Annotated in this window: 10 protein-coding genes; 5 read left to right on the top strand and 5 right to left on the bottom strand. The window is 76.0% G+C overall.

Going from position 1 to position 10984, the window contains the following annotated elements:
• Positions 1-100 precede the first annotated feature (100 nt).
• Complete coding sequence (locus ACFVUY_RS35450; protein ID WP_387693473.1) at positions 101-1126, top strand: hypothetical protein; 1026 nt, start codon at positions 101-103, stop codon at positions 1124-1126.
• 168 nt (positions 1127-1294) lie between these two features.
• On the opposite strand, the gene ACFVUY_RS35455 is transcribed toward ACFVUY_RS35450, so the two are convergent.
• The 3 genes from ACFVUY_RS35455 to ACFVUY_RS35465 form a co-directional block, all read right to left on the bottom strand.
• On the bottom strand, positions 1295-2047 hold the full coding sequence (locus tag ACFVUY_RS35455) for an FAD:protein FMN transferase (RefSeq protein WP_387736422.1): 753 nt from the start codon (positions 2045-2047) through the stop codon (positions 1295-1297).
• A gap of 31 nt (positions 2048-2078) precedes the next feature.
• Entirely contained in the window at positions 2079-2609 is a 531-nt protein-coding gene (locus tag ACFVUY_RS35460; RefSeq protein ID WP_387736362.1) for an FMN-binding protein, read from the bottom strand.
• Between the two features lie 90 nt (positions 2610-2699).
• Positions 2700-4079 (bottom strand): ferric reductase-like transmembrane domain-containing protein, encoded by a 1380-nt coding sequence (locus ACFVUY_RS35465; protein WP_387736363.1) that lies wholly within the window; start codon positions 4077-4079, stop codon positions 2700-2702.
• A 227-nt stretch (positions 4080-4306) separates the two neighbouring features.
• Here ACFVUY_RS35465 and ACFVUY_RS35470 point away from each other — a divergent pair, with 227 nt between their 5' ends.
• Positions 4307-5023: a response regulator transcription factor gene (locus ACFVUY_RS35470; RefSeq protein ID WP_387736364.1), complete on the top strand. Its 717-nt coding sequence runs from the start codon at positions 4307-4309 to the stop codon at positions 5021-5023.
• Positions 5020-6519 (top strand): sensor histidine kinase, encoded by a 1500-nt coding sequence (locus tag ACFVUY_RS35475; protein ID WP_387736365.1) that lies wholly within the window; start codon positions 5020-5022, stop codon positions 6517-6519. The genes ACFVUY_RS35470 and ACFVUY_RS35475 overlap by 4 nt, the downstream gene beginning before the upstream one ends.
• Here the strand turns inward: ACFVUY_RS35475 and ACFVUY_RS35480 are convergent.
• Positions 6500-7573 carry a GlxA family transcriptional regulator gene (locus ACFVUY_RS35480; protein WP_387736366.1) on the bottom strand — a complete coding sequence of 358 codons (1074 nt, stop codon included), beginning with the start codon at positions 7571-7573 and terminating at the stop codon, positions 6500-6502. The genes ACFVUY_RS35475 and ACFVUY_RS35480 overlap by 20 nt on opposite strands.
• A gap of 152 nt (positions 7574-7725) precedes the next feature.
• Between ACFVUY_RS35480 and ACFVUY_RS35485 the strand changes: the two genes are divergently transcribed.
• Positions 7726-8316 carry an isochorismatase family protein gene (locus ACFVUY_RS35485; protein WP_387736367.1) on the top strand — a complete coding sequence of 197 codons (591 nt, stop codon included), beginning with the start codon at positions 7726-7728 and terminating at the stop codon, positions 8314-8316.
• Between the two features lie 148 nt (positions 8317-8464).
• Positions 8465-10300: a polyprenyl diphosphate synthase gene (gene uppS, locus ACFVUY_RS35490; RefSeq protein ID WP_387736368.1), complete on the top strand. Its 1836-nt coding sequence runs from the start codon at positions 8465-8467 to the stop codon at positions 10298-10300.
• Here uppS and ACFVUY_RS35495 read toward each other — a convergent pair.
• Complete coding sequence (locus ACFVUY_RS35495; RefSeq protein ID WP_387693481.1) at positions 10239-10925, bottom strand: hypothetical protein; 687 nt, start codon at positions 10923-10925, stop codon at positions 10239-10241. The genes uppS and ACFVUY_RS35495 overlap by 62 nt on opposite strands.
• Between the last annotated feature and the right edge of the window lie 59 nt (positions 10926-10984).

Consider the following 10984-nt stretch of genomic DNA (forward strand, 5'->3'; position numbering starts at 1 on the left):
CGGGACCGGCCCGGAGGCCGTCACGGGGCGCGGCTCTTCCGCCGCCGTACCGGACACCTCCACAATGGGGCGGGTCGATCGCGGAAGTGGGGGAACCGGGGTGGAGTGGCTGCTGGGGATCGGTGGGGCCCTGCTGCTCGGGGTGGTGACCAATCTGGTGTACGACTTCGCCAAGTTCGGCGGCTCACGGCTCGGTTCCCGGGTGCCGGTGCCGCGGGTCCGGCGGGCGAGCCTGACGGCGGCGGCCCGGGCGCACGACGTGCGGGCGGACGGGCTGGCGCCGCTGATCACCTGGTCGGCGACCCGGCCGCTGGCGCCGAGCACGCTGGTGACGGCGCACCGCGGGCGGGTCGAGCGCCCGCACGTGCTGGACGCGGCCGGGTGGGCCGAGGAGGTGGTGCGCCGGAGGGCGGCCGGTGCGGCGGGCCGCACCGCGTACATCTCGCGGCTGACGGTCGATCACGGCGAGCACGGCGGTGCGCGGGTCTGCGAGGTGGACATCGCGGAGAGCGACTACGCGGAGTGCATGGCCACCACCGGGATGGGCCGGGAGGACCCGGAGGCGGCCCGGCTGCTGCACGAGGCGCTGGACCAGGGCCTGACGAGCTTCGTGGCCGTCGCGCCGCCCACGATGGTCAGCGCCTGCGTCGCGGTGCGGGACCGGCTGGGCCGGCTGCTGCTGCTCCGCCGCTCGCTGGCGGTCCACACCTTCCCGGCGCAGTGGACGGTCGGGATCAACGAGACGATGAAGTACCGCGACGAGCCGGGCGCCGCCGAGGACTTCTACGGGCTGGTCCGGCGGGCGCTGGAGGAGGAGTTGGGGCTGCTGCCCGACGATGTCGGGCCGACCGTGATCACCTGGCTGGGCTGGAGCGAGCCGGCCTCCTGCTACACGCTGGTGGCCACCGTCCGGTCCCGGCTGGACGCGGCCGAGATCGACCGCCGCCGCGAGGCCTGCCACAGCACCTTCGAGCACGACATGGCCGTCTGGGTGCCGTTCACCCGCCGGACGGTCTCCGAGCTGATCGAGGGCGGCACCTGCCCGGACGGCTCGCGGCGCTGGTCGTACCTCGCGCCGCTGGTGGCCTGGGAGGCCTGGCGGGCGGCGCAGCAGGAGCGGGCTTAGGCCGGAACTCGCCTCGCCGGGACGGGTGTTCCGTTCGGAGTGGGCACAGTCCGTGCGGAGTGGCGCAGTTCCGCGCGGAGCGGGCACCGTTTCGGATGGAGCGGGCGCCGTTTTCGCGCGGGGAAGCGCGGCCCAGGAGGAACCGGCGTGCCGGGCCCGGCCGCCCGGTCAGCCGACGGCGGTGCGCCAGTCCGCCGGCCCGCTCGCCGGGAGGTGCCCGGGCAGGCCCGGGGTCCAGCGCTTCGAGCCGTCCGGCAGTACGGCCAGGGCCTCGATGCCGGGTCGGCGGGCGGCCCAGGCGAGGGCGCGGTCCGGGCCCATGGCGAAGGCGGCGGTGGCCCAGGCGTCGGTGCGGGCGATGCCGGTGCCCGGGGCGCCGACCAGGGTGAGCGAGGCCAGGGCACAGGCCGGGCGGCCGGTGTGCGGGTCGAGGATGTGCGCGCCGCGCTCGGCGGTGCCGGAGGTGGCAACGGCCAGGTCGTGGCCGGCCAGGACGGCGGCCAGCAGACCCGGTCGCCGGGGGTCGGCGATGCCGATCCGCCACGGTCCGCCGGCGCTCTGCACGTCTCCGCCGCCGCTGACGCAGTACTGCCGGGAGCCGGAGGAGCGCAGCAGGGCGGCCGCCTGCTCGACCGCCCAGCCCTTGACCCAGCCGCTGGGGTCGAGCCGGCCGCCCGGCCGGTCGGTGAAGTAGCCGTCGGTCTCGGCGGCCACCTCCCGGCAGGCGGCCAGCACGGTGCGGACCTCCGGATCGCAGTCGTCCAGGGCGAGTTCGCCCCGGTCGAGGCGGCTGATGTCGCTGTCCGGCCGGTACGTCGAGAACACCGCGTCGATCCGGTGCAGCCGTTCCGCGATCCGCTCCAGCACGGCCGGGGTCCCGGGGGCGCGGTCGCGTACGGTGACCGAGAAGACGGTGCCCATCACGGGCTCGGCGTGGCGCAGCACGGGCGCCTCAGCCCTTGGCCCGGTCGAGGGCGCTCTGCAGGGAGCGGACGTAGCCGTCGCTGGTGTACGTCGCGCCGCTGACCACGTCGATCCGGGCGCTCTGCGCGGCTATCGCCTCCTGGTTGAGGACCGGCAGCGCGGAGGTGTTGATCTCGCGGTCGCGCCGTTCGGAGCTCGGGTACTTGACCACGTCGACGGCGGTGATCCTGCTGCCGGCCAGGGTGACCTGGACCTGCACCGGGCCGTAGCGGGTGTTGACGGTGTCCCCGCTGACCTTCCTGGTGGCGCCCGAGGCGGATGCGGGCGCGGGTGCGGAGGCGGAGGGCGCCGGGGCGTTCGACGGTGCCGAGACCTCGGACCCGGTGCCGGAGCCGGTGCCGGAGCCGGCGGTGGTGCCGGCGGTGGTGCCCTGGCCGGTGCCGCTGCCCGGCCCCGAGCCGATCACCGGCGCGGGCCCGGCGGCCTCGTGCGGTTTGAGGGACAGCAGCAGGACCACTCCGGCCGCGGTGGCGGCGCTGGTGACGACGGCTCGGCGCATGGAATGGACGCTCCTCGGGTGCTCGGGTGCTCGGGTGCTCGGGTGCTCGGGTGCTCGGGGGCGAGCCGAACGGGCTCAGAAGGAAAGGCTTCAGAAGGAAAAGCTCTCGTGGTGGATGCGTCCCGGCCGCACCCCCGCCGCCCGCAGCGCGCGGACGGCCTCCTCGGTCAGGGCGTCCGGGCCGCACAGGTAGACCTCGTGCTCGGCGAGGTCCGGGACCAGCCGGGCCAGTGCGGCCCCGAGGTCGCCGACCTGCTCGCGCGGGCCGAGCAGCTCGTGCACCGCCGCGCCGCGTCGCCGGGCAACCTCGGCCAGCTCCGCCCGGAACAGCACGTTCTGCGGCCGCCGGGCCCGTTGGACCAGCGTCAGCTCGCCCGGCAGGGTTTCGAACAGGGCGCGCAGCGGGGTGATCCCCACCCCGGCGCCGAGCAGCAGCACCCGGCGCTGCCGCAGCCCCCGCCCGGTGAACGCCCCGTACGGGCCCTCGGCGCGCACCCGGGTTCCCGGGCGCAGGGCGGCCACCGCGGCGCTGTGCCCGCCGAGGTCCTTGACGGTGAAGCGCAGGAAGCGTGGGTGCGGCGGCGCGGACAGCGAGTACGGGTTGGCGGCCCAGCGCAGCCCGGGCGCCTGGAACTGGAGCCGGAAGAACTGGCCGGGCTCGGCGCGGAGTTCGTCCAGCCGCCGCCCGCGCAGGAACAGCGACACCACCCCGGGGCCCTCCGGCCGTACCTCGGCGACGGTCAGCCCGTGCCGCCGGTCGAGCAGCCACGGCCGCAGCAGCCGGTACCAGCCCAGCAGCGCCGCGGTGCCGAAGTAGAGCGCGTACCAGGCCGCCCGGCCGGGGCCGCCGCCCAGGTCGGCGCCGGTGGCCAGTTGGTGGGCGAAGGCCAGCGCCACCGCGAGGTAGGTCGCCAGGTGCAGGTAGTACCAGGCCTCGTACGGGAGACGGCGGCGTGCGATCCGGGCGGAGACGGCGCCGGTGCCGAGCAGCAGCAGGGTGCCCAGGGTGGCCTTGAGCATCTCGGGGTAGTGGAAGACGATCTCCACGCCCTCGCCGATCGGCCCGCGCCCGTCGGTCAGCGCGTAGCCCCAGACGACCGTCAGCACGTGCACCGTGACCAGGGCCACCGTCCAGCGCCCGCCGAAGGCGTGCCAGCGCGCCAGCCGGTCCGCGCCGACCCCGCGCTCCACCGGCGGCAGCCGGGCCATCAGCAGGACCAGCACCGGCGCGGCACCGCCGGCCAGCAGCCCGGTGATCCGGCCGGCGCCGGTCAGCCAGCCGTCCGCGCCGACCACGGCCGGGGTGCCCGTCCACCACAGCGCGAGCACGCCCAGCACGCCCGCGGCGATCAGGCCGAGCGCCGCGCGCGGGTCGAGGGCGAACGGCGGACGCGGCGCCGCCCGGTGGCCCGGGCGGTCGGGTGCCCGCCGGGGCCCGGGCCGCGGCTTCGGGGCGGCGGCAGTGGTCATCGGATCCTCCTCGGCGCCCGGCGGCGAGTGCCGCCGAGGCCGTCCACGATCGCACCGCAAGCTCTGAGCTGGCTCTGAACCGGGCCGGCCCCGGCGCCCATCGGTGAGTGGAAAAGGGCAGCTCAGGGTGGGCATGTCGGCCTACGAACCGTTTTTCGGGGTCTCACCGGTTTCTCATCGGGACCGGCCAGGATGACCACCGCGCAGCACCCGACACGAGGAGCCCCATGGACGAGACCGCCGACCGCCCGGACTGGCGGGTCCTGGTCGTCGACGACGAACCGGACCTGGTCGAGGTGGTCTGCGGAGCCGTCCGCTACGAGGGCTGGCAGGCCCGCGGCGTGACCACCGGCCTGGCCGCCGTCGAGGCCGCCGCGGCCTGGCGGCCGCACGCCGTGGTGCTCGACGTGATGCTGCCCGACCTCGACGGCCTGGAGGTGCTGCGCCGCGTCCACGCCGGGCAGCCCGAGGTGCGGGTGCTCTTCCTGACCGCCCGGGACGCCGTCGAGGAACGGATCGCCGGCATCGCGGCCGGCGGCGACGACTACGTGACCAAGCCGTTCAGCCTGGCCGAGGTGGTGGTCCGGCTGCGCGGCCTGCTGCGCCGGGCCGCCCCGCCCGCCGCGGCCGGGCAGCCGCCGCCGCACGCGCTGGTGCTCGGCGACCTCGTGCTGGACGACCGGGCCCGCGAGGTCACCCGGGGCGGGGAGACGGTCGAGCTGAGCCCGACCGAGTACGCGCTGCTCGCCCACCTGATGCGCCATCCCCGGCAGGTGCTCAGCAAGGCGCAGATCCTGGACGCCGTCTGGTCGTACGACTTCGGCGGGCAGGCGCACATCGTGGAGCTGTACATCAGCTACCTGCGCAAGAAGGTGGACGCCGGCCGCAGCCCGATGATCCACACGGTGCGCGGCGCGGGGTACCTGATCAAGGCCGCGACATGAAGCCCCGCGCGGGGCGCTCCCGTCCACGGCCGGCCCGCCGCCCGGGCGGACGCCGTCCACGGTTGGCCCCCCGCACCCTGCGCGCCCGGCTGATCGCCGGCCTGCTGGTGCTGCTCGTCGCCACCTGCGCCGCCGTCGGCCTCGCCACCACCGCCGCGCTGCGCCACTTCCTGGTCGACCGCCTGGACCAGCAGCTCGCCGAGTCCGGCGGCCGCTACGCCGCGAGCCTGGAGCACACCGGCCACGGCGCCGGCCCCGACACCCGGGCCCAGACCCCCGGCACCCTCGGCGTACGGCTGCTGGGCGGGCGGGTCACCGCCGCGGGCGTGGTCGACGGGGACGCCGACGACGTGGACGACCCCGGGAACGACGACGACCGGGTCGCCTTCGCCCCCGACCGGGAGCACGCCCTGGCCGCCCTGCCCGTCGACGGCCCGGCCCGCACCCTCGACCTCGGCCGGGCGCTCGGCCACTACCGGGTCCGCGCGGTCGCCGGGCGGGACGGCGACGTGCTGGTCAGCGGCCTGCCGCTGCGCCCGGCCGAGGACACCGTGGAGCGGCTGGAGAGCCTGGAACTCACCGTCTTCGCGATCTCCGTCGCCGCGGCGGGCGCGGCCGGGGCCGCCTGGGTCGGCTTCTCGCTGCGCCCGCTGCGGCGGGTGGTGGGCATGGCCGAGCGGGTCAGCGCGCTGCCGCTCGCCAGCGGCGAGGTGATGCTCGCCGAACGCGTGCCGGACGACGACCCGCGCACCGAGGTCGGCCGGGTCGGCGCCGCGCTCAACCGGATGCTCGGGCACGTCGGCGACGCGCTGGCGCGCCGGCACGCGGTGGAGGAGCGGCTGCGCGGCTTCGCCGCCGACGCCAGCCACGAGCTGCGCACCCCGGTCGCGGCGGTCCGCGGCCACGCCGAGCTGGCGCTGCGCCACCCCGGGCCGGTCCCGGCGCCGGTACGGCACTCGTTGGAGCGGATCGACGCCGAGGCGCTGCGGATGGGGGCGATCGTCGAGGACCTGCTGCTGCTCGCCCGGCTGGACGCCGGCCGCCCACTGGCCGAGGAGGAGGTGGACCTGACCCGGATCGCCCTCGACGCGGTGGCCGACGCCCGCGCCGCCGGGCCGGAGCACCGCTGGCGGCTCGCCCTGCCGGAGGAGCCGGTGCTGGTGCGCGGGGACGAGCACCGGTTGAGTCAGGTGGTGGCGAATCTGCTGGCCAACGCCCGGACCCACACCCCGCCCGGCAGCGAGGTCCGGCTCTGCCTCGAACGGACGGACGGCCAGGTGGAGTTGAGCGTCACGGACGACGGTCCTGGGATCGCGCCGGAGCTGGCCGACCGGGTCTTCGAGCGCTTCGTCCGGGGCGACCGGGCCCGCTCCCGCGCCACTGGCTCGACCGGGCTCGGTCTGGCGATCGTCCGGGCCGTGGTCGGGGCGCACGGCGGCACGGTGGCGGTGGCGAGCCGGCCCGGCCGCACCGTGTTCACCGTCCGGCTGCCCTGACGGTCACCGCCGTCGCCGTCGCCGTTCCCGTCGCTGGTGTCGTCGCCGTCGGTGCCGTCGCCGCCGTCGTACGGAAGCGCTGCCGGTAGTCGGTCGGCGTGGTGCCGAGGCGGCGGCGGAAGGCGCGCACCAGGGTGTCGACGGTGCCGAAGCCGCAGACGGTGGCGATACGGTCGAGCGTCGCGTCGGTGGACTCCAGCCGGTGGCGGGCGAGTTCGACCCGGGCGGACTCGACGTAGGCGCTCGGGGTGGTGCCCAGCTCGGTCTTGAAGATCCGGGTCAACTGCCGTTCGCCGACGTGGGCGTGGGCCGCGAGGTCCGGGACGGTGAGCGGCCCGGCGAGGTTGCGCAGGATGTGGTGGCGCAGCTCCTCGATCCGCCGGGTGGTCGACACGGGGTCCAGCGGGACGCTGAACTGGCTCTGGCCGCTGGGTCGTTTGAGGTACATGACGAGCTGGCGGGCGACCCGCAGGGCCAGCTCCTCGCCGAAGTCCTCGGCGACCAGCGCGAGCGACAGGTCCAGGCAGGCGCTGATGCCCGCACCCGTCCAGACCTCGCCCTCGCGGATGAAGATCGGGTCCGGATCGACCTCGACCTCCGGGTGCTCCTCGGCGAGCTGGCCGGCCGTGGACCAGTGGGTGGTGGCGCGCCGCCCGTCCAGCAGCCCGGCGGCGGCGAGCAGGTGCGCGCCGACGCAGACGCTGGCCACCCGGCGCGAGCGGGCGGCCAGCGTGCGGACCCGGTCGACCACCGCCGGGTCGGCGAGCGCGCGGACCCGGCGGTCGTCGTCCACCTCGACCGAGCCGGGCACCAGCAGGGTGTCGATCCGGCTCCGGGCGGCCTCGTCGAAGGTGAGGTCGGGCAGGATGCGCACGCCCGCCGCGGTGGTGACCGGCTCCGCCGTCTCGGCGGCGAGGACGACCCGGTAGCCGGTCGCGTCGCCGGTCTCCCGGCGGACCAGTGAGAACACCTCGGGCGGGCCGGTCACGTCGAGCAGGTCGACGCCCTCGAACAGCACGATGACGATCAGCCGTTGCGCAGCGGGTGCGGGCACCGCGTCCCTCCTCCTCGTCCCTGCTCGATGTCGGAATCTGCAGGTTAGACGACATTGCCGACACCCGAGCGCCGACCGTAGCGTTTTCAGGGCCGGCCGCACCCGCAGTGGCCCGCGAGATCCCCGACTCCCGACCGTGAAGGCGGTACCCCGTGCCCACCACGACCCTGCGCACCCTCAACGGCCTCGACGAGAAGCCCGCCGTGCTCGGCGACTCGACCCTGATCATGATCGACTACCAGAACACCTATGTGCGCGGCGTGATGGAACTGGCGGGCTGGCAGGAGGCGCTGGCCGCCGGCGCCGACCTGCTCGCCCGGGCCCGGGAGGCCGGCGCCACCGTGATCCACGTGATCAACGACGGTGGCGAGGGCACCCCGTACGACATCCGGGCCGAGATCGGGCGGATCCACTCGAGCGTGGTCCCCGCCGAGGGCGAGCGGGTGGTGGTCAAGCAGGCCCCGGACGCCTTCGTCGGCACCGACCTGGGAGAACTGCTCGACGCGGCCGGCCATCGGGACGTCGTCGTCGCCGGATTCATGACCCACATGTGCGTCGCCTTCACCACGGCCGGCGCCTTCCTGCGCGGCAACCGCCCGACCGTCGTGGCCGCCGCCTGCGCCACCCGCCCGCTGGAGTCGGCCGGCACCGGGCTGACGGCCGCCCAGGTCCACCGCGCCGCGCTGGCGACGATCGGCGACCTGTACGGCGTGGTGGTGGAGTCCCCGGCCGACCTCGGCTGAGCCTCGGCCGGACCGCCCGCCGAAGCGGTCCGCCGTGGTGGTCCACCGTGGTGGTCCGGGGCGTCGAGGGCGCCCGGAAACGCCACCGATCCGCCCCCGCCTCGTTGACCAGTCCGCGCACGGTGTCGGCGGAGGGCGGGGAACGGGCATGGCGGGGAACGGGGCGGCGGCCGTGGGCGGCCCGCCGGAGCTGGCGGAGTCGTACCGCGTCTGCGAGCAGGAGGTGGCCGACCACGAGGCCTCGCTGCGGGCGATCAGCGACACACTGCCGCCCGAGGTGCGGCCGTACTTCCACGCTGTCAACGGCTTCGCCTCCCGGTCCGACCGGATCGCCGACGATGCCCCTGACGCCGATATCCCTGACGCCGACGCCCGCAACGCCCGGGCCCAGGCCGCCCCCGCCGAGCGGCTGCGCCGGTTCGCCCGCTGGCGGGCCGAGACCCTGGCCGAGCTGGCGGCCGGCCGCAGCGAGCACCCGCTGCGCCGGGCCTTCGTGGACACCGTGCGCCGGTGGGAGCTGGACCCGGCGCTGGTCGAGGAGTTCCTGGACGCCACCCAGGGCGACGGGGCCCACCCGCCGGTCTTCGAGACCCGTGCGGACCAGCGCCGCCACCTGCGCGGCGTCGCGGGGACGATCACCGAGCTGTGGGCCCCGCTGCTGGGGGCGCGGGGCCCGCGGGCGGCGGACGCGCTGTCCGCGCTGGGGGAGGCCTGCCAGCTGGCCGACATCCTGGAGGACCTCCCGCTCGACCTCGCGGCCGGCCGCTGCTACCTGCCGCAGCAGGAGCTGCGCCGGCTCGGCCTGACCGTCGCCGACCTCGGCCGACCCGATCCCCGGGGTCGCCACCGGGCCGCCCTGGACACACTGGTCGAGGGTCAGCAGGCGCAGTTGCACCGGCTGTTGGAGCAGGCCCTGCCCGTCACCTGGCTCGCCGCCCCCGGCTGCCGCCCGTTCCTGCACACCCTGCTGCTCGGCGCCCAGCTGCAGTACGACGAAGTGACCCTGGCGCGCTCGCGCGTCCTGTCCGAGGGCCTCACTCCGCTGAGCTCCGACGGCGCCACCCCCCGCCGTCGCGCCCGGCCCGTGGCCGCCGAGGTGGCGCCCGCCCACGTCGCCGTGATCATGGACGGCAACCGCCGCTGGGCCGAGGCCCGCCGACTGCCCGCCCGGCACGGCCACCAGGCGGGGCAGCGGGCCGCCCTGCGCCTGGTCAACGCGGCGCTGCGGCTGGGCATCCGCCACCTGAGCCTGTACGCGTTCTCCACCGAGAACTGGGACCGCCCGCCCGAGGAGCTGACCGCGCTGTTCGACTCGCTGGCGGACGGCCTCACCCGTGGCGCGGAGGGCCTGCACGCGCTCGGGGTGCGGATCCGGTGGTGCGGCCGGCGGGACCGGGTGGACGAGTCGCTGGCCTCCGCGATCGCGCTGGTGGAGAGCATGACGTCCAACAACGGCACGCTGACCCTGACGGTCTGTGTGGACTACGGCGGACGGGAGGAACTGGCCGCCGCGGCCCGGGGCCTGGCCGCTGAGGTGGCGGCCGGGGGGATCCGTCCGGAGGCGATCGGCCCGGCCGATCTCGCCCGGCACCTGTACCTTCCGGACCTCCCGGACGTCGACCTGCTGATCCGCACCTCGGGGGAGCAGCGGATCAGCAACTTCCTGCCCTGGCAACTCGCCTATGCCGAGCTGCTGTTCGATCCCACGCCGTGGCCCGACTACGACCTGGCCCGGCTGCGCGGGGCCGTCCGCGCCTACGCGGCCCGCGAGCGCCGCTTCGGCGGGGGCGTGCCCGCCCAGTCCCGGCAGTCGCAGCAACCCGGGCCGCCGCAGCCGTCCGGGCCGTCGCAGCACTCGGGGCCGTTGGGGCCGTCCGCGCCGTCCCAACGGTCCCAGCAGTCCCAGCAGCCCCGGAAGCCCCCTACGAGTGCTGCTCCTGCGCCGCCGCCGGGGGAGGAGGGGTGTACGTTCCCTGGGCCGTGACGTACGCCAGCACCGTGTCCACGGTCACGGGGTGCGCGCCGAAGTTCGCGGTGTACGTGTCCACTGCCTCCTGGGTGGGGCGCAGCGGCACCCCGGTGAGCCGGACCTTGATCGGGTGCCCGGCCGGTACCGGATCGGCGGTCAGCTTGCCTTCCGTGAGGCCGCAGCGAAAGGCCGAGCGGTGCCCCATCTCCGCCCCGCCGACCTCGCACCGGCCGGAACCCAGGCCGTCCTTGATCGCGCCGGCCAGGTTCACCACCCGGTAGTCGCCCCGGGAGGTGCGGACGGACACCCCGCCGTCCAGTGCCCCGTCGCCGTGCGCCTTCGGCGGGTTCGCGAGGGACGGGTCGCCCACGGCCGAGCGGATCGGCAGGTGGACGGCCGGGCCGTGGCGGTCCATCACCATGCGGGCCGGGGCGACGACGTCCACCATCGCGTGGAAGCGGTCCAGCTGGGCCTGCGCCTCCGGGGTCCAGCGCACCTCGACCCAGCCGTTGGAGAGCGTTCCCAGGTTTCCGGAGCGGTCGGTGCCGCCGTCGACGGCACCGGCCGCCGTCCCGGTGAGCCACCCCAGTAGCGGGGCGCCCAGCGCCGCGCCCAGCAGCGAACGCCGCGTCGTGCTCATCGTCCCGAACCGTCCTTCCCGGGCCGTCCAGCACGGCCCTGGGACGGATCATCCGTCCA

The sequence above is a fragment of the Kitasatospora sp. NPDC058063 genome (genome assembly GCF_042885395.1).
Taxonomy (GTDB): Bacteria; Actinomycetota; Actinomycetes; order Streptomycetales; family Streptomycetaceae; genus Kitasatospora; species Kitasatospora lactacystinica.

What these genes read in the sequence shown, in the direction of transcription:
- ACFVUY_RS35455 (WP_387736422.1), bottom strand. Translation starts at nt 2,047, where the DNA reads ATGGGCACCGTCTTCTCGGTCACCGTACGCGACCGCGCCCCCGGGACC.
- ACFVUY_RS35460 (WP_387736362.1), bottom strand. Translation starts at nt 2,609, where the DNA reads ATGCGCCGAGCCGTCGTCACCAGCGCCGCCACCGCGGCCGGAGTGGTC.
- ACFVUY_RS35465 (WP_387736363.1), bottom strand. Translation starts at nt 4,079, where the DNA reads ATGACCACTGCCGCCGCCCCGAAGCCGCGGCCCGGGCCCCGGCGGGCA.
- ACFVUY_RS35470 (WP_387736364.1), top strand. Translation starts at nt 4,307, where the DNA reads ATGGACGAGACCGCCGACCGCCCGGACTGGCGGGTCCTGGTCGTCGAC.
- ACFVUY_RS35475 (WP_387736365.1), top strand. Translation starts at nt 5,020, where the DNA reads ATGAAGCCCCGCGCGGGGCGCTCCCGTCCACGGCCGGCCCGCCGCCCG.
- uppS (WP_387736368.1), top strand. Translation starts at nt 8,465, where the DNA reads ATGGCGGGGAACGGGGCGGCGGCCGTGGGCGGCCCGCCGGAGCTGGCG.
- ACFVUY_RS35495 (WP_387693481.1), bottom strand. Translation starts at nt 10,925, where the DNA reads ATGAGCACGACGCGGCGTTCGCTGCTGGGCGCGGCGCTGGGCGCCCCG.